We start from the raw sequence: 22,795 nt of genomic DNA, 5'->3' as shown, positions 1-22,795 counted from the left end.
TGCGCGCTTACGGACGGACCTGGAATTCGTCGGTCGTGCCGGTGAGCGGGTACAGCGCGCCATCGGGATCCAGGCGGGTCGCGTAATGCTGGAAGCGATAGCGTCCCGGTTCGGCGTCGACCGGGATGTCCCAGGTGAATCGGGCCACCGACTCGGCGAGCCCGCGCTTGCTCCAGTGGTATTTCACCGCCCACTCCCCCTCGTTGGCCACCCGCGCCCAAGTGCCCGACGCCGTCCTGCGCTGCACTTCCAGAAACGTCCCGTTGCGGCGATTGTCGTGCTTCGGATGCGCCGAGACGAATTCGGCCAGAACCTGCTCTCCAGGAGCGTAGGACGGGCGCGGCTGCACCAGGACGTCACCGAACCCGCGGCCCGGTGCGGCCGCGTCCGGACCGGCGCCCGGCTGGACGTTCGGCTGTAGCTGGGACACGTCGCGGGGCGCAGGGCCGCGCGGCACCTGGCTGCGAGCGGCGAATGCCGCGGCCAGGCGGGTGAACTCCTGCTGATAGGCGCACAAGGTGTAGCGACCGAACAATGTCGAAGCGCCCTCGTACTGCTGGGAGTCGTATTCCTCGGGCGTGGTGACGTATTCGTGATAGGCGTTCGCGTATCCCTGCATCAGCACCCGCTCGAGCGAAACGTTCAGCGCCGCGGCGACAGCGCGGCGGATGCGCAGGCCCGACGTGATGGTGAACTCGCCACCCGCGGCAGCCAGATAGAGCTCGCCGATGCGGACGAGCTGAATCGGCAGCACATTCGGCACCCACGCCACCGGCGGCAGCAGCCCGAGCGGCACCGCGATCGCTTTCGGCGCCTGCGCGTCCGCCAGCCAGTCCGGCGCGGGCTGGGCGGGCTCGCCCAGCGCCGCGACGAACGGATTGCGCACGCCCTCGGGGATCGGGCCGCCGGGCAAGCCCGGACCGTCCTCGACACTGCCCGCGATCAGCGAGACGCCCGCCGCGGCCGGCGCGGTGCGTCGTGGGAGGCCGTCCGGGGTGAAACGGCCGTCCACGGCGATGTCCGCCAAGTCGATGTAGCAGAGCATCGCGTCGACCGGTCCGGAGAGCGGGCGCGCTTGCGCCATCGCGTCTTTCGACGCCACGTACTGACGCTCGCCGAGAATGCGGGTGTTCTCGAACTCGTCCTCGGTGGGCCCCGAGCCCGGACGCAGGTTCAGATTCGGGGACATGTCCCCGGCGTTGGTCTGCGCGAAGGCCGCGACGAACTCGGGCTTGCCGTCCAGGTAGCGCACGCCGTGCTCGATGTGCTCGGCGGAGAACGCGGCATAGCCCTTGTTGTCCGAGCTGATCAGCCGGTTCGCGTTGGTCATGGACGTGTTGTGCGTGGCGAACCAGGTGATGGTCCCGGCCGTCGCGCCGCCTTTGCGCAGGACGAGCGTGGTCACCGCGGGGTCGATGGCCTCCGGGAAATGCTGTTTGTCCGCAGGCGGGTTCAGTTCCCACGCCACCCGCGAGCGGTTCACGCTCGCGTTGTGCAACTCGGTGCGGCCGAGCGCGAGCGAGCCGGGGCCGAGATCGGCGTGCGCGGCGGCGATCGCCTCGACGATCCCGTTCACCTCGGCGTCGTACACCTGCTGCTGGAAGCCGAGGATGGACAGGTTGTAGGCGTAGTCGTTGCTGGAGCCGCCGCAGGTCGCGTGCGAATGCGTCGAGGTGAGCAGGACGTTCTGCTCGGTGTAGAGCCCACCGAAGCGCCGGGCCACTTCGGTCAGCACGCCCCGGTGCACGGATTGGAAGATCATCCCGTTCTCGGCGACCACGAAGACGACGCGCCGTCCCGCGCCGCCGATGATGAACGCCCGCGCGCGCGGGCGCAGGTGGATGCCCGCGGTCTGCTGCTCGAGCTGGGAGTAGCCCATCATCCCGCATTCGGCGGCCGGGCCGGTGATGTCGGAGATGCCGACGCCGATCTCGTAGTCGCCGGAATCCGGGGCGGCGGCCGCCGGAACGCCGAGCGCGTCACTCATCCCGGGCACCGCCGCGGCCGCGAGGGTCGCGGAACCGAGCACGGTCCGGGCCAGAACAGTTCTGCGTGACACCGGCATACCCGTCTCCCTTCTGTCCCGATGCAGCGAACCACACAACTGGTCACTCGTCCAGTCCGATTTTTTCCGGCCGGCGAATTGACTGCGGGGGCCATGGGCGCTTAACTCCCTTGGGTGTCCTCCCGATTGAGCGTCGAAGAACGACGGGCCCACCTTATCGAGGCCGCGATCGGTCTTGCCGAGAAAAAGGGCGTCGCGGGCGTGACCACGCGCGATGTCGCTCAGGCGGCCGGTGTCTCGCTGGGTGTGGTGCATTACTGTTTCGAAAACAAGGACGCGCTGATGACCGAGCTGGTCAAAGCGTTGTCGATGGAATTGCGCGATTCCGTCGACGCAAACGAAACGGTATGGCAGGACGTCGGAAGTGGAAAAGAAGCCCTTCAAAAATTGATCCGCGCGGGACTGGAACTCATGTGGCTGAACATTGAAGCCACTCCGGAACGGCAGCTGCTCACTTACGAAACCACCACTTACGCATTGCGCGAGGGCGAGCAAACCCCGGCGAAACTGGCGATCGCGCGCGAACAGTACAACTTCAACGACTCCACCGTCGCCGACATCCTGGAGCACGCGCGCGATGCGACCGGCAATACGTGGTCGGTCCCGGTGCAGACGCTGAGCCGGTTCACACTCAACGTCATCGACGGTGTGGTGCTGCGCTGGCTGGTGGACAACGACAGCGAGAGCGTGCGCGGCCAGCTCGATCTGCTGAGCGAGATGCTCACCGGATACGCGGCGCAGTAGCCGCGGTTCAGCCGCGCAGGTGCGGTTCAGCCGCGCAGGTGCGGTTCAACCGCGCAGGTGCGGTGCCCGGACGTGCACGGCCGAGCCGGTCTGCCACCAGGGCACCTCGACGGTGGCCTCGATCGCACCGCTCAGCCGCACCGTCAGGTCGCGGTGCACGACCAGCTCGCCAGCTTGCGCGGGCACGGCGAACAGCTGCCGCAGCACGATGCCCAGCGGCTCCGCCGCCCACGTCGTGCGGCGACCGGTATCGATCACCTCGGCGGTCACCGCTTCGGACGCCAGCGGCAGGTCGAGCAGAGCCGCCAGGGCCGAGGCCGTTTCGGTATCGCCGACTACCAGACGATCCGCAGGCACCGCCAAACCGAACCACGGCCGGTCGAGGACGAAGACGTCTGCCGGGTCGGCCACGACACCGGACAGCGCGCGCACGCGATCCGGCGGTTGCAGATCGGCGAGATCGAGCCGCTCCGCGGCGACGGCAGCCGCCAAGCGCGCGTGGGTTCGCGAAACCACCTCCGCGGAGGGTGTTCTCGACGAATCCGCCAGCGCCTCCAGCAGCGCGGCAGCCAGCTCCTCGGTGATCGTGTCGGGATCGGCCAGGACGGCGCGGCAGGCGTCCGGGTCGACACCGGCCACGGCGAATACCGGTAACAGTCCGTCGAATTCGACGTCGGCGGGATGGCGGAACAGTCCCAGCGGTGTGCTGTCGATCCGCGCGTATCGGCGCAGCCACCACGCGGTATAGCCGTCGGCGTCGATGAGCAGGCGGCGGGTGCGCGGCGTCGCGGCCAACTGCCGCAACGCTTCCGGCCACGCCGCGTCGTCGACCAGATCCAGATCGCGGACGGCGACCAACTCCGGCGGATCGTCCGGCAACGTGGACCACCAGTGTTCCTCGTCGTCCAGATCATGGTCCGGTCCGGTCGGATCGGCCTCCACCACCACACCGAAGTCCCAGCCGACGCCGACCGCGCGCAACGCGTCCGCCCCGTAGCGGTCGACCAGCTCCGGATCGGCCGTGCCGAACGGCGCGTCGGGCACGAGCAACTCACGCAACGGCGCGCCGGGCAGCAACAGTTCGTCGGCGGGCCGGAGTTCGCCCTCCAGATCGGACAATTCGAGCGAACTCAGCCACGGCGGCAGCGTCTCTCGGTCGGCGTGCGCGGCGAGACGCAGGATGGCGTCGGCGGTGTCCGGGTCGTCCGGGTGGTCCTCCAGATCGGCGCGCAAGCCCGGGTCGGTCAGGAGATCCTCGGCGGTGGCCGAGCGCGCGCCGAGCCGGGCCAGCAGGGGATGTGCGGCCTCGGGATGCGCCAGCCGGGCCCAATGCACCGGGATCGCGACCTCGAGCTGATCGTCCAGCACCACGGTGCGTGGCCCCGTGACGAGCCTGCCGTCCGCCAGCGGCACCGCCAGCGCGCCGAGTTCCTCCGCCGCGAGCGGATCTCCGGCGAACGGTTCCAGCGCGGCGTAGAACGACCGCCACCAACTCGGCGGCCGATCCAAGCCGCCGGACAATTCCGCGAGCCGTGCCAGACCGAGGCGGTGCACGTCGAGCACAGCCATGGCCTCGGTGTGCGCCCGGCCGGAGAGGTCGGGAATCACCAGGGGACCGACCACCTCGTCCAGCAGGTCGGCCAATTCCGAGGTCAGACCGGCGAAGACATACGCGCGGGTGGGGACGGCGACGTCCAGGTATTGCGGTGGCGCGGTGGTCGACGGCGGCTCCAGGACGCCCGGTTCGGCGGGTGCCGACCTGCCGCTCGAAGCGGCGATCGGCTCGGCAGTCCGGATATCGCCCGGTTCGGCGCCGAACCCGGCACTCGACCCGTCGGGCGCCCGGATCGCCGCTTGCGCCCGATCGCCGGACGCGGCGGCAGGTTCGACGACCGGCTCGTCCGGCGGTTCCGTACGAGCCACGGCTTGCGCATCTCTTTGCCGCAGTTCGTCACCGGTGAGCGAGGCGGTGCCGTCCCATTCGGCATCGGCCGCGGTGCCGGGCTCGAGGTCGGCGGCGAGCCGCGCCGTGTCAGAGGAGTTTTTCCGATCAGTGCGCCGACGGGTGGCTCTCACGGGCAGCCACGGATGCGTTTGCAATTCCCGCAGCAATGCTTCGCGCAATAGCCCATCGGCCTCGCTTCGAGCGAAACCGGGTGCGGGAACCAGCACGAGACGATCGCGCGGCGGAAGGGCACGGGCGAACTCGGCGTAGCCGACCGCCAGTTCGGTGAGCCGGGCGCCGGGCAGCAGCCTACGGCGGTCCGGCTGCATCGGGATGTCCGCGACGAGCAGCGCGGGCAGGGATAGTTCCTCATCGGATCTGGTCGGCGCCCGCAGCACGTCCGGGGCGGCCGCCACCGGCCTGCCGTCGCGCACCGGCAGCAGCCAGCGGGCGCGCGGTGTGCGGTACTGCCACCAGGTTCGCTGCACGTCGCCGGGACCGTCGACGTATACCTCGTGCATGCCGCCGCCCATGTCCTCGGCGCTGCTGACGAGTTCGTCCGCGCCGATACGGATGCGGTGCAGCGCGGGCAGTTCCAGCAGCAGGTCGACGGCTTCGGCGCGCATCGCGGCCAATAGCGCGTCGGCGTCGACGTCCGCGCGCAACCGCAGCACCACCTCGGTGTCGAGCCCCTCCGACGGTCGCGCCCCGGTGGGCCAGGCCAACCGCAACGCGGGCGGGACGAATTCGCCCACAGTGCCCTCGGGTATCCGGATCTCGTTGCGGCGCAGCGCTTCGTGGGTCTCGGCACGGGAAAAGCGCAGCGAACCGGAGACCGACCGCAGCTCGATGTCTTCACTCACCGCGAGCACCGCGGTGAACCCGACACCGAACCGGCCGACGGTCTCCCCCGCCGATTTCCCCGACGCGCGCAGGGCGGTGAGCGCGTGCACACCGGAGACGTCCAGCGGCGCACCGGTATTGCCGATGTACAGGTCACGGCCGTCGAGCCGGACGACGACGGCGCCGGCCACACCCGCCTTGCGCGCGGCGTCGGCGGCGTTCTGCGCCAGCTCGGTCAGCAGTCGGTCGCGGTAACCGGCGCGCACCAAGTCATTCTCGGTCGCCGCGTCCTCCCGCAGCCGCGTCGGCGAATCACGCCATGCGGCGAGAACCGCAGCACGCAGCGCCGAAGTGCCGAACGGGTCGGCGGCCTCGCTCAGCTCCGCGGCGATGATCGGTACTCCGGCCGTTCACCGGGCCCGTCGTCGGCCGGCGACCCCGTGTCGCCCTGCTCGGCCACCGACGCGTCCAAAGCGCCGCGGGGCGCGTAGTCGGACGAACGCTCCTCGACGTTCGTCTCCGGCGCGGTCGATCCGGTGTCGCCTATCCGGTCGGTATGCGAACCGGACGAGGGCTGCTCGGGTGGTTCGACAGCGGGCGTGGACCCGGCCGCGTTCGGCGCGATCTGCGCTGCGTCCGAGCGCGCGTCGAGATGATTCGGCTCCTGCTCCTCTGCCGCGACATCGGCACCGAGCAACTCGGCCGCAGTGGATCCGGTCGCGCTCGCTTCCCCAGCGGACCTGCCCTGGTCGGGCGAGACGTATGCGGACTCGCTGCCACCACTCACCGGGGGAACTGCGCCCTGCCCCGCATCCGCGCCCGAACCGGCCTCGCTCGATGCGGCCTCGGCGTCCGGACTCGCCGACAAGGACGACTCGTGCGCGATCGAATCGACTTCGACCGGACTTGCCTGCGCACCGACCTCCACCGGATAGCCCGCGGGGCTCTGCGTATCGAGCGGTGCGGTGGCATCCGCGATGCCGCTTTCGCCGGCAACCGCGGTGGTGTCCGCCGCATCGCCGGAACCCAGCGCCGGGTCGATGCCGGTGTCTTCCTTCGCCACGCTCTGCTCGTCCGAAGCGCCGATCGTGGCAGCCGCAGCGGCATCGGACGTGCTGTCGTGGACAGCGGGCGCGTCCGCGCTCGGCGCCGTCCGCGCAGCGGGCAGAACGCTCGATTCGGTGAACGCGGCGGAAGTGTCGATTTCGCTGACCTCGGCGACGCTCACCTCATCGGTGTCGATGGCCGTGCTGTCGGCGGGTTGGGCGTCGGTCGCGCTCGGGAATTCGACGGTGATTTCGTCCGCGACGGCGCGGTTCTCCGTCGACCCGACACCTTCGTCAGCGGCGACCTGCTCCGTGACGGCCGGTTCCTCGGTCGTGCGTGACCCGCGGATGGCGTCTGGGGCAGCGACAGCCGCGGGCACCACAGCGGTGTCGGCCACTGCGGCGTCCACTCGTTCGCTTCCCTCGGCGGCCACAGCGGTGTCGGCAACCACGATGTCGCCGGGGAGCGGGCGCTCGGCAGCCGCAGGGGCCTCGGCAACCGCAGCGTCTCCGACGCTCGCAGCGGTCGCCGCGGCGTCCTCCGTCTGCTCGGCCGCAGCGAGCCGATCGTTAGCGGACATCGGCGCACCGGCCACATTCTGCGGGGCCTGGTCGGTTTCGAGCGAGATGAGATCGATGGCCGCGTCGTCGTACGCCTCGTAGAGCGGCGACCCGTTGCCGGTGGGGACCTCGGTATCCGAGTGCGCACCGCAGCCGTAGGCCACATGGACGACGCGCCCGTCGGCGCCCATGATGTTGCCGCAGACACCGAACGCCGCGCGCAGCGATCCGGCCAGCGGAAGATAGAACCCGCAGCTTCCGCAGGTGGCGGGCGCGGCCTTGGCCATATCCGAATCGGGACCGTACTCGGCGTACCAGCGCTCGGCGGCCTCTTCGCGGCCTTCTCTGCTCATCACCTTGCTGCGGCCGAGACCGACCTCGTAGGCCACTTCGTCGACCACCGGATCGCCGGTCGCGACGTATCCCGGCACCAGGCGCGGATCGTCGGCGGGCGGAGCGAGCAGGTCGCCGGGCGCGAGGTCCCCCGGGCGAACACGCTGCTCCCAGGGCACGAACTCGGGTGCGACCAAGGCTTCGGGCCCGGGCAGCAACGCCGACTCGCTGACCGTCGCGTAGTCGGCGCCGGGCGGGGCGGCCACCACGACCGCCCACTGCCACCCGCGATAACCGGGCAGCGTGGCCTCGAAGCGGTGGGTCGCCGCGCTCTCGTCCTCGGCGATCACGCCGAGGTGCGCGCCGACGGCCGACGGTTCCAACTCCAGGAGCGCTCGGCGGGCCAGGTCGACGGCATCAGCCAGAATCGGCCGCACGCCGGACTCCGAAACAGAAACTGCGCTCACGGCCTACATTTTGCCGTATGGAGCGCAATCGCCGTGCGTTGGCCATCGGTGTGCTGGTCGGTCTGCTCGTCGTAGGTGGATGCGGCGGCGTCGCGGACCCGGCGCCACGGATGAACATCGAGGTGCTCGGCACCCGTCCGCACGATCCGACGGCGTTCACCCAGGGGCTGGAGGTCGACGGCGACGTCCTCTACGAGGGCACCGGCCTGGCGGGCGCGTCGAGCGTGCGGGCGTCCCGGCTGACGACCGGCGAGGAACTGGCCAGGAGCGAATTGCCCGCCCCGTTCTTCGGCGAGGGCATCACGCTTGCCGGCGCCACGCTCTGGCAGCTGACCTGGCACGACGGCGTGGCCATCGCCAGGGACCCGGCCACCCTCGCCGAACGCGGCCGGGTGCGCTACGACGGCGAGGGCTGGGGTCTGTGCGCCGCGGATGGACGACTCGTCATGAGCGACGGCACCGACCGGCTCACCTTCCGCGATCCGGTCACCTTCGCCCCGACCGGCTCGATCGAACTGACCAGCCGCAACGGCGCGCGACTCAACGAACTCGAGTGCGCTGCGGACGGGTCGGTCTACGCCAACGACTGGCCGACGGACACGATCCTGCGCATCGACCCGGACTCCGGCGCCGTGCTGGCGACCGCCGACGCCGCCGGTCTGCTCCCCGCGACCGCGCGGGCCGACGCGGACGCCCTCAACGGCATCGCCCAACTACCCGGCACCGACCGGTTCCTGATCACGGGCAAGAACTGGCCCACCATGTTCGAGGTCCGCTTCACGCCCGCCTGAGCGCGACTCGGCGGTCACGACGACGGGTCACTTTCCGCCGCCCCGGAGCGCGGATGAACGCCCAGCACGGGAGTGCGCCAGAATTGGAGTCGTGACTACGCCCCGCGAACCCTCCGGTCCCGACCGTGATCGGTGGGAAGGCGAGGAGGTCCCGCCGTTCGACCGGCATCCCGGATTCGACCGCTATCCGCCGCCCGACGCGCCGCGACGCCGCGGGTCACTGCCACCGCTCGGACCGCGGCCTGGACGCTCCCCGGAGCGTGGCGAGCAACCGGGGCCGCGGCGGGAAGCGTCGCCGGAACCTCCGCGGACGAAACCGTTCCCACGCGGAGGTGATGCCGAGCAGCCGGAATCCTTCGACCGCACACCCCGGCACGTCTTCCCGCACCGTCCGCAACCACCTCGTCCCACCGACCCGCCGGATCGCGCCGAACCCGAGAGCGCCGTCCAGGGCCAGGACCGGCCTGCCGGAAACGAGGCGGCCGGCGCGCGTCGGATGCCACGCAAACTCACGGTCACCCGGGTGGCCGCCATGCGCGGCCGGGAGCTCACCGAGAAAGGCATCGCGACCTTCCAGCGCGCGGCCAAGGCCGACGGCGCGGACAAGTCGGGCCTCACCGCGCTCACCTACGCGACCATGGCGAACTTCGCCCTGGACGCCGCCATCGCGGTCGCGCTGGCCAACACCTTGTTCTTCGCCAGCGCCACCGCGGAGAGCAAAACCAAGGTCGCGCTCTACCTGCTGATCACGATCGCGCCGTTCGCGGTGATCGCCCCGCTGATCGGACCGATGCTCGATCGTCTGCAACGCGGCCGCCGCCTGGCGCTGGCGACGTCGTTCGCGGTGCGCACCGTGGTGGCGGTGGTGCTGATCTTCCAGTTCGACAGCTGGGCGCTGTACCCGCTGGCGCTGTGCATGATGATCGGCAGCAAATCGTTCTCGGTGCTCAAGAGCGCGGTGACGCCCCGGGTGCTGCCACCGGACATCGATCTGGTCCGCACCAACTCCCGCCTGACGGTGTTCGGGCTGGTCGGCGGCACCCTGGGCGCCGGAGCGCTGGCCGGCCTGGCCGCCGCGATCGCCGGCTCGAACGGCGCACTGGTCTTCGCGGCGCTGATCGCCTGCGCGGGCGCCTATCTGAGTCTGCGTATCCCGTCCTGGGTCGAAGTGACCGAGGGCGAGGTGCCCGCGACGTTGAGCTATCACGGCGCCGACGCGCGCACCGAGGTGCTCGCGTCCGGCGACGAGTCGCCGGTCCCGCCGCGCAAACGCAGGCAGCCGCTCGGCCGGGCCGTGGTGACGGGACTGTGGGGCAACAGCGCCATCCGCGTGCTGACCGGCTTCCTCACCTTCTATGTCGCGTTCGTCGCCAAGGCGACCGAGCACCGGCCGATGCAGCAGGCCCTGATGCTCGGCGTGGTCGGCGCGGCCGCGGCCATCGGCAATTTCACGGGCAACGCGACGGGCGCCCGGCTCGAGCTCGGCAGGCCCGCGCTGATCGTGCTCGGCTGCACGGCGGCGTGCGCGCTGGTGGCGCTGTTCGCCACGTTCGCGAACAATCTGCTCGGCGCGGCGGTGGCCGCCCTGGTCGCGTCCGCGACGAGCGCGCTGGCCAAGGTCTCGCTGGACGCCTCGATCCAGGACGACCTGCCGCCGGAGTCGATCGCCTCCGGCTTCGGCCGGTCGGAGACCGTGCTGCAGCTGAGCTGGGTGGTCGGCGGCGCGGCCGGGGTGCTGCTGCCGACCGATTACTGGAAGGGCTTCGCGGTGGTCACCGCGGTCCTCGTGCTGGGCTTGGTGCAGACTTTCCTCAGCTTCCGAGGTCATTCGCTGCTGCCCGGCCTCGGTGGCAACCGTCCCCAGCACGCGGACCAAGAGGTGCCGACGACCCAGCCGTACGGATATCCGGCGAGCGCGCCGCAGGCGCCGGACCCGATGCCGCGCGGCGGCGACACCAAACGCTTTCGACGAGGGCAAGGAGACCCGATCTGGTGAGCAAGCTCAACGCACGCACGATCGCCGCGCTGGTCGCGGCCGCTCTGCTCGTGCTCACCGTCGCCTTCGCGGGCGTGCTGGTGGTGCTGGTCCGCAACGCCGAGGAACCCGACGTCACCCTCACCGCCTACGCGCACGGCAAGACGATCACCGTGCGGCCGTTCAGCTACTGCGCGGTGACCATGCAGCACTGCAGCGTCCTGCCCGAGCAGAACGTGCCCGGCACGGTGTTCTCGACGCTGAGCTGTGCTCCCGACACGCCGGACTGCCATCGCGGCCGCACCGCCGAATTGGAGGTTCCCGCCGGTTACCCCTTGCAGCTGTCGCTCCCGAAGCAGGTCGCCGACGCGCCGTGGCTCGCGCAACTGGTCTACGTCCTGCCGAGCGGCGAGAAAGTCGACCAGGTGATCAGCCGCAACGACTATCCCGACCGCGCGCTGGCGTTGACCATCGATTCCAAGCCGGAGCCCGACCTGCGCCTCGTCGGCGTCGAGTTCCAGCTGCCGATCCTCGCCCGAGACGAAACCGGGCGGGAGTTCTACGTGCCGCACGCCACCTGGTCGATCAGCACGGCATAGCGGCGAGAGCCGCCTCGGGCGCTACTTCGTGAGCGCGGTGCGCACCAGGCGCGCGACGGCGTCGATGCGTTCCGAGGAACCGCTGCCGCCCACCTGCACCACGGTGATCACGACCGCGGTGAAAACGGCCTCCAGCGCGATCGCGGTGTCGCGCGGATCGAGATCCGCCGCGATGTCCCCGGACTGCTGACCGGCGCGCAGCGACGCTTCCAGCATCTGCCGAATGCGCTGCGGCACAACGCCGTCCACCAATCGGACCAGCAACCCGGGCTCCTGGCCCGCGAGGACCCGATGCACCAGCGGGTAGGAATCGAGCCGGGTCACGAACCGGCCGACCACCTGCTGCCAGTACGCCTCGTCCATCGGTCCCGACCGGGCCAGCGCGTCGTCGCACAGTCGCGCGGCATCACGGTCGAAAGCGGAGACGAACAGCGCCTCCTTGTCGGCGAAGTGGAAATACACCGCCGAGGGCGCGAGCCCGACCTCGCGCGCCACCGCCGCCACCGACGTATTGCGGAAACCCTGATCGGCGAACCGGCGCGTGGCGACGTCCAGGATGGCCTGCCGCGTCTGTTCTCCGCGTGGCGTGACGGAGGTCGTCTCGGTTCGTGACACGAGTGCACGGTATCGCGCCGGCCCCACCGGCGAAAAAGTTCAACTGAGTGATTTCGTCAATTAATCAGTTAGAGTGGGTGGCACCCGTCTGTGCAGCAGGAAGGTTCCGCTTCGTGTCCGACTTCGAACCGCACCCCACGTCCTCTCGCCCACCGGCCCCGAACCGACGCCGGATGCTCGCGATGATGGCGGCCGCGTCCGTGCCCGTCCTGAGCGGCGTGCGCGCCGGCGTGGCGGCCGCCACGCCGGCGTCGCGGCCGAACATCTTGGTGCTCATGACCGATCAGGAGCGCGCGGATGTCGTCCTGCCGCCGGGCTTCACCCTGCCCGCTCGCGCCAGGGTGGAAGCCGCGGGCGTCCGGTTCGCCATGCACCACTCTCCGACGGTGCCGTGCTCGCCTGCGCGCTCGGCGTTCTTCACCGGGCAGCACGCTCCGGCCACCGGTATGACGGACAACGTCCGGGGCAACGACCTCATGGGCGCGGCGCTCGGGCCGCTGCATGCCTGGAGCCCGGACCTCGACACCACGATCCCCACCATCGGCACGGTATTGAAGAACGCCGGCTATCGGACCGCCTACATCGGGAAATGGCACCTCTCCGAGCCGGTCGGCACCGACGGCTCCGCGCTCTCGGCATACGGATTCGATGAGGCTTACGACATTCTGTCCGGCGGTGGGCCGAACGAGGGCACCCATGCGGACCCGGGCGTGGTGGGCAACGCCGTCGACTGGCTACGGCGCCACGGCGGCGACCGTCAGCCGTGGATGTGCGTGGTCAGCATGGTGAATCCGCACGACATGATGTATTGCCCGCGCTTCTACCGACTGGAGGACGTCCCCGAGCACGGCGCCGACGTGCCGCCGAACTTCGAGTCGGATCTGTCGGCCAAACCTCGGGTGCAGTCCGTGTGGCGCACCATGAACGAGGCCGTCGGCGGCCCGATGCCCCATGACGTCGATTCGGCGCTCGGGCGCACACAGTGGCGGCAGTGGGGGAACTGGTATCTGGAATTGCTGCGCCGCACTGACGAATTGATGGCCCAGGTCCTCGAGGCGTTGGACCGCAGCGGCGGCGCGAGCGACACCGTCGTGGTCCGAGTCGCCGACCACGGCGAGCTCGGCGGGGCGCACGGACTGCGCCAGAAGGGCGCGATGATCTACCGCGAGAACAACCGCGTCCCCTTGGTCATCGCCGATCCCCGTAATCCGGCGACGCACGGAACGACCACGGCCGCACTCACTTCGCACATCGATCTGGTGCCCACCCTGGCCGCCCTGGCCGGGCTCGACGCTGCGGCGGGGAGCCCGCTCACCGGCAAAGACCTCACACCTGTGCTGGCCGACCCTACACGCTCGCTGCGCGACGCGATCCTGGTCACCTCCGATGCCGAGTCCAGTGGCGGTCGAGCACCGGGCGTCAAATACTGCCTCCGAGGCGCCATCACGCCCCGCTACAGCTTCGCCCGTTACTCGACGCCCCAGGACATCGCCGGATCCCGCGCCGATTTCGAGTACGAGCTCTACGACCGGCAGGAAGATCCCCACGAGATGTGCAACCTCGCCCACAACGAAGGCGCGGCCGAACTCATCGAGGAGATGAACGATCTCGTCGATTCGCTTGTCACCCGAGAATTGGGCGGGCGGTGATCCGCCGCTGCGCGTGCGCCTCCGGGCGGCCACCGCGCACGGCCGCGTGAACGCGCAGCGATGCGAACGCCTCGGCGACTACCGGTCCAGTTCGCGCGCCACCGCGCGGACGACCTCCGAGATGCGTTGCGCCGTCTTCCGATCCGGGTACTTGCCCTTGCGCAGGTCGGGCTGCACCTTCGCCTCGAGCAAGGTGATCATGTCCTCGACCATGCCGTGCAACTCGTCCGCCGTGTGCCTGCGCGCGGCAGGTTCCTTGCGCGCGTTGCGTTCCTGACCCTGCCGGACCGACGGCGGCGCCTCGAGCAGCTTGAGGCTGAGCGCCTGAGGGCCGCGACGGCCCGCGGCCATGCCGAATTCGACACGCTGGCCGGGCTTGAGACCCTCGACACCCTGAGGGAGCGCGGACGAGCGGACGTAGACGTCCTCACCCTCGTCCTGGGAAAGGAAGCCGAAGCCCTTTTCGACGTCGTACCACTTCACCCTGCCGGTCGGCACTGCGCTCACCCGTTCATCATCGAAAACTCGGACCCCTACGGCCCGAGCACATCCGTCTGCCGGGCCGATCCCGCGACCGGCCCTTTTCTTGTGCGAAAAGAACGCGCCCAGCACGATTGCAGGACGCGATTGCCATCGAGTCTACCCCGGTGCGAATAACGCAAGCACATCAGTTTTACCGTCGAGCCGTGACGAACCCCTCCGCTCCGACCCCATCCGGCGGCGCGCCCAAGCGGCGCGGCGACTGGTTGCTGCAGCTCGCGCTCGCCATGTTCGCGCTCGGATTGCTGGCCATCGTCGTCATCTTCGCGATCCCCGTGCTGACCGACGGCGAGCCGGGCCTGTGGCTCTATTTCGGGGCCATGCTCGCCCCGCTGGGATTCGTGCTCGCGCTCGTGTTCACACTGCGCTCGGGCCGCAGGTCCCGATAGCACCGGAGCCCGGCTTCCGAAGCGGCGTACAAGGGTTACCCGCCACGATCGTTACCCACTCGGACATGTGATCCTCGTCACATTACGAGAAGGTCACGGCGCGGCGACCGCACTGACCGGACTCCGCCGTAGCGCCTCTAGCTGCGCGAAAGCCTCTCGCGCTGTTGAGACCGAGTCGAGACCCGTTGGTACACGCCGGTTACCAAATAGTGATTTTTCCCGCGGTTCGACGTACGGTCTTATCCAGCCGGGACACCCGGCGAACCACCGGCCCGCCGCACCGAGCCTCGCCCCGCGGGTACCGGACCCCCGACGGAAACGTAGGGGCGAGGGCGGAACGGACGACCTCTCAGTCCGAACCAGAACCGAAGACGTCGCAGGTGCGTCGAGAGGAAGACGAACCCGATATGAGTGGACGCCATCGCAAGCCAAGCTCGACCGGCCGCACGGTAGCCAAGGTCGCCGTCACCGGCGCCATCATCGGCACCGCTGGTGTGGCTTTCGCAGGCAACGCCAGCGCGGCACCCGACTCCGACTGGGATCGACTCGCTCAGTGCGAGGCCGGCGGCAACTGGGGCATCAACACCGGCAACGGTTTCCAGGGCGGGCTGCAGTTCTCGCCGAGCACGTGGCGCGCCCACGGCGGCCAGGAGTACGCCGCCAGCGCCAACCAGGCCAGCCGTGAACAGCAGATCGCGGTCGCCGAGAAGGTGCTCGCCTCGCAGGGCTGGGGCGCTTGGCCCTCCTGCTCGTCCAAGCTCGGCCTCAGCAGCGCGCCCACCCCGCGCTCCGCGCCCGCCCAGGCCGAAACCCCCCGCTGGAACCCCGCGCCGCAGGCCGCCCAGGCCGCGCCGGCGGACACCCAGCAGATCTTCTCGGCCGTCGACCGCGCCCTCGAGGTCGTGCAGAGCCAGGGCGTCCAGGTGCCCAAGGAAGCTCTCGACTTCTTCAATGCCGCCAAGTCCAGCGGAGTCACCCTCGACCCCGCGATCGTGAACTTCTACGAGGCGAACAAGGGCCTGCTGCCCTCCTGATCGCCACGCGACGTCGAGAAGGGCCCCGCATCACTATGGATGCGGGGCCCTTCTCCGTAGCCGAGAACGTTCCGTTCGCGCGCTCAGCGGTTGATCACCGTGCTCGGGTGCATGTAGGGCAACTGCTCAGCGGGGACCGGGAACTCGGTGTCCTCGCCGTAGGGCGAGAGACCACCGGAGCGGGCCGAGGAGAGCTCGGTGACCGCGTGGTCACCGTCGGCGACCTTCGGCCAGCCGTTGTCGACGTAGGATTTCTTCGATTTGTTCACCACGACCTCATTGTGGCATGGGCCGTTCTCCCCGCACGCGCCGCAGCCCGCACCGCCCGGTCCGCACCGCCGCACTCCGGCGGGCGACCGCCCAGCATCGTAGGCTGGATCGGATGACCGCGACCGACTCCCTCGCCGGATGGCTCGGTGCCCGCAGTGATGCCCAGCTCGTGAGGCTGTTGCAGCTTCGGCCCGACCTGGCCGTGCCGCTGCCCTCTTCCATGGCCGTGCTCGCCGCCCGCCTCGAACAGCGCGCGTCGGTGCTGCGCGCCACCGAAGACCTGAACACCCTCGATTTCGCCATCGTGGAAACCCTTGCGACGCATGGGGTGACGCGCACCGACGGCGGCCCGCTCCGCCGCGCCGAACTGCATGTGCAATTGTGCGAACGGGTGCCGGCCGCCGCGATCGACCACGCGCTGGAGCGGCTGACCGCTCGTGCGCTGGTCTGGCTGGACGCCGACGAGGGACTGCACCTGATTCCGGCGGCCGCCGAGGCATTGCCGTGGCCGATCGGCACCGCGACCGAGATCCCCGACGCCCTCACCGAACCCGAGGTGGTCGCGGCGCTGCCCGAACTCCTTCCGGCCGAACGAGCTCTGCTGGACAAGCTGGCCACTACCGGACCGCGCGGGCGCACCAAGGACGCCGCACCGGGCACGCCGCCGGACCGCCCGATTCAGCGGCTGCTGGCGCGCAGGCTGCTGCACCGAATCGATGACGAGACGGTCGAGCTTCCCGTCACCGTCGGGCAGGTGCTGCGGCGGGAACCGGTCACCCACCCGCATGCGCTGACTCCGCCGCAACCACAGACCGTCAAACAGACGCCCGCCGATGTGAACGCCGTCGCGGCGGGCGAGGTCGGCGAGCTGCTGCGGCACTGCGCCGCCGTGCTCGATGTGCTCGGCCAGGCCCCCGCTCCCGCCCTGCGCGCGGGCGGCCTGGGCGTGCGGGAACTGCGCCGCATCGCCAAGCAGGCCGGTGTGGACGAGCCCCGCGCGGGTTTGCTGGTCGAGCTGCTGGCCGCCGCGAAACTGATCGAGAAAGGTTTGCCGGACCCGCCGCCGGACTTCGATACGACCGACGACTTCTGGGCGCCGACACCGCTGGTGGACTCCTGGCTGGAATCGCCGCCGGCGCGGCGCTGGGTCACGCTCGGATCGACCTGGCTGGACTTGGATCGGATGCCGTGGATGATCGGCATGCGCGATGCCAACGACAAGCCCCTTGCGGCGTTGGCACTGGAGCTGCGCAGCCCGAACGCGCCGCGCGATCGGCGCGCGATCCTCGCCCTGCTCGCCGAGTATCCGTCCGGCACGGCGTTGGACCCCGCGGACATCGGCCGGGTACTTGCCTGGCAGCAGCCCCGCAGGCGCAGGAACTTCCGACCGGAGGTGGTCGAACAGACGCTGGCCGAGGCGGCGGCGCTCGGATTCGTCGGCCGGGGCGCGCTCGGCTCGGCGGCGCGGGCACTCCTGCACGCGGCGCCGACCAGCGCGGCCGATGCGGAGGCGCAGATGGAGGCGGCGCTGCCGGAGCCGGTGGATCACGTGCTGGTGCAGGCGGATCTGACGGTGATCGCGCCGGGCCCGTTGACCGCCGACCTCCAACGGCGCGTGGCTCTCGTCGCCGACGTGGAATCCGCGGGCGCAGCAACGGTGTATCGGATCGGCGCATCCTCGGTGCGTCGCGCTTTGGACGCCGGTTCGACGGCAGCCGAGCTGCACGCGCTGTTCGCCACACATTCCCGGACGCCGATCCCGCAGGCGCTGACCTATCTGATCGATGACGTGGCCAGGCGCCACGGTCAGTTGCGGGCGGGCATGGCGCAGTCGTTCATCCGCAGCGACGATCCGGCGCTGCTGGTCCAGGTGCTCTCGGCGCCGGTGGCGAGCGAGTTGGCCCTACGGGCCATCGCGCCGACCGTCGCCATCGCCCAAGCGCCGCTGGGCGAACTACTGGAGCGGTTGCGCGCTGCCGGATTCGCGCCCGCGGGTGAGAACGCGGCCGGCGCGATCGTCGATCTGCGGCCGCGCGGCGCGCGTATCTCGGTGCGCCCGGCCGCGCGGCAGCCGTACCGGCCGACCCCGCCCAGTACCGAGCAGCTCGAACTGCTCGTCACCGAGTTGCGCGCCGGCGAACGCGCCGCCAGCGCCAGGTCCGGTCAGGCGGTGCGCCCGGACGGCACCCGGACCAACACCGCCGCCACCCTCGCCTTGCTCCAGCTCGCGGCGCGGGTGCGGCGGTCGGTGAACATCGGCTACGTCGACGCCCAAGGGGTCGCCACGCAGCGGGTGGTGGAACCGTTGAAAGTGGGCAACGGTCAGCTCGACGCGCTGGACCCCGTGACCGGCGCGGTCCGGCACTTCACGCTGCACCGGATCGCGTCGGTCGCCCTGCTGGAGTGATCAGCCCTTCGGCTTGGCCGTGCAGAAGGTGGCCTTCGGGTCGGTTTCGATCAGCCGGAAGCTGTCGGCGTCCGCACCGCACAGCAACTCGTCCGCCTGGCCGTCGATCCGCTTCAGCACCTTGAAGGTGGCGTCCGGCGAGGCGCAGTCCACGTGCTTGTATCCGGTCGTGCTGCTCTCGTTGTAGCAGCTGCCTTCCTTGAAGTTCGGCGCCAGGCACAGGAACGCGGTGGTACCGCCGGCCAAGGTCTCCTCGTAGGAGGTGTAGTCGGCGGCGCAGTCGGTCTTCTTGTCGGACGACTGCGCGACCTTGTACACGGCCTTGTCCGACGAGCAGTCCACCGGCTCGGTCTTGGAATCGACCGCCGAGCCCTCGATGACGTTGATGCAGTCGCCGACCTTGGCCTTGGCGGTGTCCGACTTGCCCGCGTCCTCGATCATCGAACAGCCGGCCACCGCGACCACCACCGCGGCTACCGCGACGAGGGCGAGCACGATGCGTGCCAGCAGCCTCGCTCCTGGAAACTTCACCTGAAAACCTCTCTCACCGAACACGTTCACGGGCTCGTGAACGCGGTGAGGATACCCGTACGACCGCGGCGGCCGCATCAGCTCACCGGGCGAGGGCGAACGGCGCGCGTCAGATGCTGTGCGTACCGTACAGCCCCATGAGCGCGTAACCCAGGATGCTGGGGAGCAGACGGCCGAGCAGCAGGAACGCAGAGTAATTCACTAGCAACGCCTTTCGCATTTTCTACGCAACTGGACTGATGTCCGGTATGCGGAGTGTGTCGTCGGCCGAGACCCGGTCGTTACGCTTGGGCAGTATGACGGTCGAGGACGTGGCGCGCGACCTGTACGGCCTGGCGCCCACGGAGTTCGTCGCGGCGCGCGCGGACCGGGCGGCCGCGGCGAAGCACGCGGGCGACAAGCAGCTCGCGGCCGCCATCGGCAAGCTGCGCAAACCCACGCTGACCGCCTGGGCGGCCAATCTGCTGTCGCGCGCCGCGCCCGACGACGTCGACGCACTGCTGCGGCTCGGCGCCGCCCTGGCCGCCGCTCAGCGGAAACTCTCCGCCGAACAATTGCGCGAGCTGACCGCACAGCGGCAGCAACTGGTCAACGCCCTCGCCAAGAAGGCGGGGGCGCTCGCCGCCGAACAAGGGCATCCGGTCGGCGAGGGCGTCGTCCGGGAACTCGGCCAGACGTTGACCGCGGCACTCGCCGACGCGGAGGTGGCCGACCGGCTGCGCGCGGGGACGCTCGTCACGGCCGCGAGCTACGAGGGCTTCGGGCCGAGCGGCCCGGATCTGCTCGCGGTTCCCGAACCGGCCGCGCGGCGCGGACGGGCGGCATCCCGGCAGAAGCCGGACGACAGTGTCCGCCGGGAGCTGGCGGAGGCTCGGGAGGCGCTGGAAACCGCGCGCGCCGACGAGGATTCGGCACGCGCCGCGCTCGCGGAGGCGACCGGGGAACTGTCCGCGGCCGAGGAACGCGTGGCCGCGCTGCGCGACGAGCTCGCGCACGCCGAACAGCAGCGGCAGTTCCGCAAGTCGGCCGAGCGGTCGGCGAAAGACGAACTGCAGGCGGCACGCCGTCAGGTGGAGCGAGCAGAACGCAGGGTGGCGAAGGCCGGGCAGCGCGTGGCGGACGGCTGAGGTCTCAGCTGCGCAACACGCCCGGGAACAGGTACTCCTGCGGCGGCGGCGCGGTGGTGTTCAGCCACGCGTGGAAGAAGCCGGTCAGGTCCATGGGCGACCTGGACTGCACGAAAGCGCGGAACTCCGGCATCGAGGCGTTGCCGTAGGCGTGCACGGCGAGGAAGTCCCGGACGGCCCCGAAGAACACCTCGTCGCCGATCTGTTTGCGCAGTGCGTGCAGGAACAGCGGGCCGCGGTAGTAGACGGAGGTGAACTCTTTCCCGACGCCGGGGTTCTCCAGTGGAACGTTCCAGAACTTCTGGTTGTCGCGATACTTCTGGATGGTCTCGCGGTAGTCGTCGTCGACGTTCTCGCCCTCCATCCGCTCCGGCCACAGATAGTCGGCGGTGTAGCTGGCGAAGCACTCGTTCAGGCAGATGTCCGACCACTGGCGCACCGACACCCAGTCGCCCCACCACTGGTGCGCGATCTCGTGCACCACGGTCTGCAGGTCGATCGCAGGCGCGTAGATCGGGCGGGTCTGGGTCTCCAGCGAGAAGGAGATGTCGGCGTCCAGGTGGATACCGCCCGCCGCCTCGAACGGATACGGGCCGTAGAGCTTTTCGGCGAAGTCCAGGATCTCCGGCAGACGCTGCTCCAGCTCGCGCTGGCGCTCCTCGGCGTTCGGCGCGAACGCGCTGATCAAGGGAATGCCGTTGGCCCTGCGCTGCTCGAGGTAGTCGAACTTGTCGATCGCGACGGTGGTCAGGTAGCCGAGCACCGGCTTGGCGTTGATCCAGCGGACCGTCCGCTTCGCACCGTCCACCACGTTCTCGACGCGCACGCCGTTGGAGACGACCTCCCACTCCGCGGGAACCGTCGCGTTCAGGCTGAACGTGGCCTTGTCCAGCGGGGTGTCGTTGAGCGGGTACCAGCTCGTCGCCGAGTGCGGCTCGCCCGCGACGAACGCGCCGCCGCTGGGAGCGAAGGTCCATCCCTCGCCGTTGGTGTTCACCGCGGGGCCCGCGTACTCGACGGTGACGGTGAACGGCAGGCCGGGCAGCAGGACGAGCGCAGGCGTCACCGTCAACTCGTGCTCGCCGTTGCGCTCGAACTCGGCGGGAAGCCCGTTCACCGACACCGTGCGCACCTCCGGTCCCGCGTAATCGAGGTTGAACACGCGCAGGGCCTGGGTGGCGTGCGCGGTGATCGTGGCGGTGCCGGCCAGCGCACGGCTCGGCGGGTCGTAGTCGATCCCGACGTCGTAGTGGTGGACGTCGTAGCCGCCGTTGCCGTCGAGCGGGTAGTACGGGTCGCCCAGTCCCGGTGCGCCGACCAGCGGATCGGGTGGCGGGTCGGCGTGCGCGGGCACCCACGACCCCGCGACGACCACGCACGCGACCGCGGCGCACATACGGGCCGACAACCTCATACGAACGACCACCCCTTTCCACCCCGCCTGCTGCCGGTACCGGCGCACCGACTTCGCTGGATGGTAACGGCTTCAGTCGCCGCTTCCGGTGAGCGCCACCGACGCGCCGACGCCGAAGATCATCACCCCGCCCGCGCCGCCGACCGCCTCCAGCCTGCGCGGCGACTTGGCGAACCAGGACCTCGCCGAGGCGGCCAGCAGCGCCCACGCGCTGTCGGAAACCAGCGCGATGGCCAGGAACACGGTGCCGAGCAGCAGGAACTGCCACGACAGCGAACCCGCCGCCGGGTCGGCGAAGTGCGGGAGCACCGCGGAGAAGAAGACGATCGCCTTGGGATTGGTCAACCCGACGATCGCGCTCTGGCGCAGCACCCGCGTGTGCGGCTCCGGTTCGATCGAGGCGCCCAGCGCTTCGCGCAACGCCGAACGCCGACGGATCGCCTGGATTCCCAGATACATCAGATACAGCGCGCCCGCGAACTTGACCACGGTGAGCGCCAGCGCTGACGCGGTGAGCAGGGTCCCGAGACCGAAGGCGACCAGGACCAGAGCCGCGTAGACGCCCGCCGCGTGCCCGAGCACCGAGAGCAGTGCCGCGCGGCGGCCGAGCGTGAGCGCGCGACCGATGGTGAACAGCACCCCGGGGCCGGGCACGACGATGATGACCACCGCGGCGGCGACGAAAGCCAGCAGATCGGACGCTGGAACCATGTTTCGAGTCTAAACGCCGCCGCAACCGGTAAAGCGCGCGAGCGCAGCCGGATTCAGGAACCGAGGTCGCCGGGCAGGTGGTGCGGGTCGAGCAGCAACCGTTTCGTCGCGGTGCGCCGCACCTTCTCGGCGAGCGCCAGATTGTGGGTGAGCAGCCGCCACTCGGCCTCGCTGATCGCCGCGCGGGCGCGGGCGATGACCGAGCCGTCGGTGGTGCCCCAGGCGATCGGCATGGCGCTCACCGATTGCCAGCGCTGACCCACCTGCCGCGGCGCGCGGTCGGTGCGCACGGCGACCGACGGCACGCGCTCCCCCGCCCTGGCCGTGTGACCGGGGAGGTCGCGGACTTTCCTGGTCACCAACGCATAGCGCGGATCGCTCGTATCCGGCGTCGACACATCGACCAAGGCGAGCAGCACCACGCCGGAGGGGCGCGCCTCCGAGACCACCGCGGGAACCAGCTCACCGTCCGCGTACAGCTTGTCGATGCTGGAATGCCACGGCGTCCACAGGGCCACCCACAACGCCGTCACCGCCCCGAGCGCGAACGCGACCGCGAGCAGATACGCCCAGGGATGACCCAGCCAGATGAGAACCGCCGTCCCGGTCGCCGCGACAACCGCGGCGGCGATCGCCAGGAGACGCAGCCGGCGAAGGTCGGCGAAGACTTCGTTGACCGCGTGGGCGTGCTCGCGGTCCACCGCGAATTCGAAGCGTCGCACGCCCTCATTCCTAGCAC

At 70.1% G+C, this 22,795-nt stretch carries 18 protein-coding genes and 1 pseudogene; 9 read left to right on the top strand and 10 right to left on the bottom strand.

Features of this window, described 5'->3' with window-relative positions; translation table 11 throughout:
• Positions 1–7: 7 nt before the first annotated feature.
• Entirely contained in the window at positions 8–2,065 is a 2,058-nt protein-coding gene (locus ACWEKR_RS22710) for a neutral/alkaline ceramidase (RefSeq protein ID WP_452356161.1), read from the bottom strand.
• A 126-nt stretch (positions 2,066–2,191) separates the two neighbouring features.
• Between ACWEKR_RS22710 and ACWEKR_RS22705 the strand changes: the two genes are divergently transcribed.
• Positions 2,192–2,809 (top strand): TetR/AcrR family transcriptional regulator, encoded by a 618-nt coding sequence (locus tag ACWEKR_RS22705; RefSeq protein ID WP_228829715.1) that lies wholly within the window; start codon positions 2,192–2,194, stop codon positions 2,807–2,809.
• Between the two features lie 45 nt (positions 2,810–2,854).
• On the opposite strand, the gene ACWEKR_RS22700 is transcribed toward ACWEKR_RS22705, so the two are convergent.
• Positions 2,855–5,941, bottom strand: a complete 3,087-nt coding sequence (locus ACWEKR_RS22700) for a sacsin N-terminal ATP-binding-like domain-containing protein (protein ID WP_452356245.1) — start codon at positions 5,939–5,941, stop codon at positions 2,855–2,857.
• Between the two features lie 1,336 nt (positions 5,942–7,277).
• Positions 7,278–7,974: pseudogene (locus ACWEKR_RS22695) on the bottom strand (DUF3027 domain-containing protein); the annotation flags it as partial.
• Positions 7,975–8,021: 47 nt separating this feature from the next.
• Between ACWEKR_RS22695 and ACWEKR_RS22690 the strand changes: the two are divergent.
• The 3 genes from ACWEKR_RS22690 to ACWEKR_RS22680 all read left to right on the top strand — a co-directional run bounded on the left by ACWEKR_RS22690 (position 8,022) and on the right by ACWEKR_RS22680 (position 11,369).
• The gene (locus ACWEKR_RS22690) at positions 8,022–8,795 is read left to right on the top strand and encodes a glutaminyl-peptide cyclotransferase (RefSeq protein ID WP_452356160.1); all 774 of its coding nucleotides are present in this window, start codon (positions 8,022–8,024) and stop codon (positions 8,793–8,795) included.
• Between the two features lie 91 nt (positions 8,796–8,886).
• Entirely contained in the window at positions 8,887–10,791 is a 1,905-nt protein-coding gene (locus tag ACWEKR_RS22685; RefSeq protein WP_452356159.1) for an MFS transporter, read from the top strand.
• Positions 10,788–11,369 (top strand): DUF2771 domain-containing protein, encoded by a 582-nt coding sequence (locus ACWEKR_RS22680; protein ID WP_452356158.1) that lies wholly within the window; start codon positions 10,788–10,790, stop codon positions 11,367–11,369. Before ACWEKR_RS22685 ends, ACWEKR_RS22680 begins: the two co-directional genes overlap by 4 nt.
• A 21-nt stretch (positions 11,370–11,390) precedes the next feature.
• Here ACWEKR_RS22680 and ACWEKR_RS22675 read toward each other — a convergent pair whose 3' ends face one another.
• Entirely contained in the window at positions 11,391–11,984 is a 594-nt protein-coding gene (locus tag ACWEKR_RS22675; RefSeq protein ID WP_452356157.1) for a TetR/AcrR family transcriptional regulator, read from the bottom strand.
• A gap of 113 nt (positions 11,985–12,097) precedes the next feature.
• Here ACWEKR_RS22675 and ACWEKR_RS22670 point away from each other — a divergent pair, with 113 nt between their 5' ends.
• Positions 12,098–13,633: a sulfatase-like hydrolase/transferase gene (locus tag ACWEKR_RS22670; protein ID WP_452356156.1), complete on the top strand. Its 1,536-nt coding sequence runs from the start codon at positions 12,098–12,100 to the stop codon at positions 13,631–13,633.
• Between the two features lie 78 nt (positions 13,634–13,711).
• Here ACWEKR_RS22670 and ACWEKR_RS22665 read toward each other — a convergent pair whose 3' ends face one another.
• Entirely contained in the window at positions 13,712–14,131 is a 420-nt protein-coding gene (locus tag ACWEKR_RS22665) for a cold-shock protein (RefSeq protein WP_452356244.1), read from the bottom strand.
• Positions 14,132–14,319: 188 nt separating this feature from the next.
• Between ACWEKR_RS22665 and ACWEKR_RS22660 the strand changes: the two genes are divergently transcribed.
• Together ACWEKR_RS22660 and ACWEKR_RS22655 are read left to right on the top strand one after the other, a co-directional pair.
• A complete protein-coding gene (locus tag ACWEKR_RS22660) occupies positions 14,320–14,562 on the top strand; it encodes a hypothetical protein (RefSeq protein WP_452356155.1) in 243 nt (80 codons plus the stop codon).
• A 407-nt stretch (positions 14,563–14,969) separates the two neighbouring features.
• Complete coding sequence (locus ACWEKR_RS22655) at positions 14,970–15,596, top strand: resuscitation-promoting factor Rpf1 domain-containing protein (protein ID WP_159843302.1); 627 nt, start codon at positions 14,970–14,972, stop codon at positions 15,594–15,596.
• 83 nt (positions 15,597–15,679) lie between these two features.
• On the opposite strand, the gene ACWEKR_RS22650 is transcribed toward ACWEKR_RS22655, so the two are convergent.
• Positions 15,680–15,868, bottom strand: coding sequence for a hypothetical protein (locus ACWEKR_RS22650; RefSeq protein ID WP_195085671.1), 189 nt, complete (start codon positions 15,866–15,868; stop codon positions 15,680–15,682).
• Positions 15,869–15,978: 110 nt separating this feature from the next.
• On the opposite strand from ACWEKR_RS22650, the gene ACWEKR_RS22645 reads away from it, so the two are divergent.
• Complete coding sequence (locus ACWEKR_RS22645; RefSeq protein ID WP_452356154.1) at positions 15,979–18,273, top strand: helicase-associated domain-containing protein; 2,295 nt, start codon at positions 15,979–15,981, stop codon at positions 18,271–18,273.
• Here ACWEKR_RS22645 and ACWEKR_RS22640 read toward each other — a convergent pair whose 3' ends face one another.
• The gene (locus tag ACWEKR_RS22640; protein ID WP_452356153.1) at positions 18,274–18,804 is read right to left on the bottom strand and encodes an LppU/SCO3897 family protein; all 531 of its coding nucleotides are present in this window, start codon (positions 18,802–18,804) and stop codon (positions 18,274–18,276) included.
• Between the two features lie 296 nt (positions 18,805–19,100).
• Between ACWEKR_RS22640 and ACWEKR_RS22635 the strand changes: the two genes are divergently transcribed.
• The gene (locus ACWEKR_RS22635; protein WP_452356152.1) at positions 19,101–19,931 is read left to right on the top strand and encodes a hypothetical protein; all 831 of its coding nucleotides are present in this window, start codon (positions 19,101–19,103) and stop codon (positions 19,929–19,931) included.
• A 4-nt stretch (positions 19,932–19,935) separates the two neighbouring features.
• Here the strand turns inward: ACWEKR_RS22635 and ACWEKR_RS22630 are convergent, their stop codons facing one another.
• The 3 genes from ACWEKR_RS22630 to ACWEKR_RS22620 form a co-directional block, all read right to left on the bottom strand.
• Positions 19,936–21,327 carry a M1 family metallopeptidase gene (locus tag ACWEKR_RS22630; protein ID WP_452356151.1) on the bottom strand — a complete coding sequence of 464 codons (1,392 nt, stop codon included), beginning with the start codon at positions 21,325–21,327 and terminating at the stop codon, positions 19,936–19,938.
• A gap of 90 nt (positions 21,328–21,417) precedes the next feature.
• The gene (locus ACWEKR_RS22625) at positions 21,418–22,056 is read right to left on the bottom strand and encodes a LysE family translocator (protein ID WP_159843294.1); all 639 of its coding nucleotides are present in this window, start codon (positions 22,054–22,056) and stop codon (positions 21,418–21,420) included.
• Between the two features lie 53 nt (positions 22,057–22,109).
• The gene (locus ACWEKR_RS22620) at positions 22,110–22,778 is read right to left on the bottom strand and encodes a DUF3239 domain-containing protein (RefSeq protein WP_452356150.1); all 669 of its coding nucleotides are present in this window, start codon (positions 22,776–22,778) and stop codon (positions 22,110–22,112) included.
• Positions 22,779–22,795: the final 17 nt, after the last annotated feature.

The sequence above is a fragment of the Nocardia sp. NPDC004573 genome, from assembly GCF_053602135.1.
The sequence above is the reverse complement of the archived record's forward strand: the minus strand, read 5'-3'. Positions and strand labels throughout refer to the sequence as shown.

Excerpts from the sequence above, each read along its gene's own strand:
- ACWEKR_RS22710 (WP_452356161.1), bottom strand. The coding sequence starts at position 2,065 with ATGCCGGTGTCACGCAGAACTGTTCTGGCCCGGACCGTGCTCGGTTCC.
- ACWEKR_RS22690 (WP_452356160.1), top strand. The coding sequence starts at position 8,022 with ATGGAGCGCAATCGCCGTGCGTTGGCCATCGGTGTGCTGGTCGGTCTG.
- ACWEKR_RS22655 (WP_159843302.1), top strand. The coding sequence starts at position 14,970 with ATGAGTGGACGCCATCGCAAGCCAAGCTCGACCGGCCGCACGGTAGCC.
- ACWEKR_RS22645 (WP_452356154.1), top strand. The coding sequence starts at position 15,979 with ATGACCGCGACCGACTCCCTCGCCGGATGGCTCGGTGCCCGCAGTGAT.
- ACWEKR_RS22635 (WP_452356152.1), top strand. The coding sequence starts at position 19,101 with ATGACGGTCGAGGACGTGGCGCGCGACCTGTACGGCCTGGCGCCCACG.
- ACWEKR_RS22630 (WP_452356151.1), bottom strand. The coding sequence starts at position 21,327 with ATGTGCGCCGCGGTCGCGTGCGTGGTCGTCGCGGGGTCGTGGGTGCCC.
- ACWEKR_RS22625 (WP_159843294.1), bottom strand. The coding sequence starts at position 22,056 with ATGGTTCCAGCGTCCGATCTGCTGGCTTTCGTCGCCGCCGCGGTGGTC.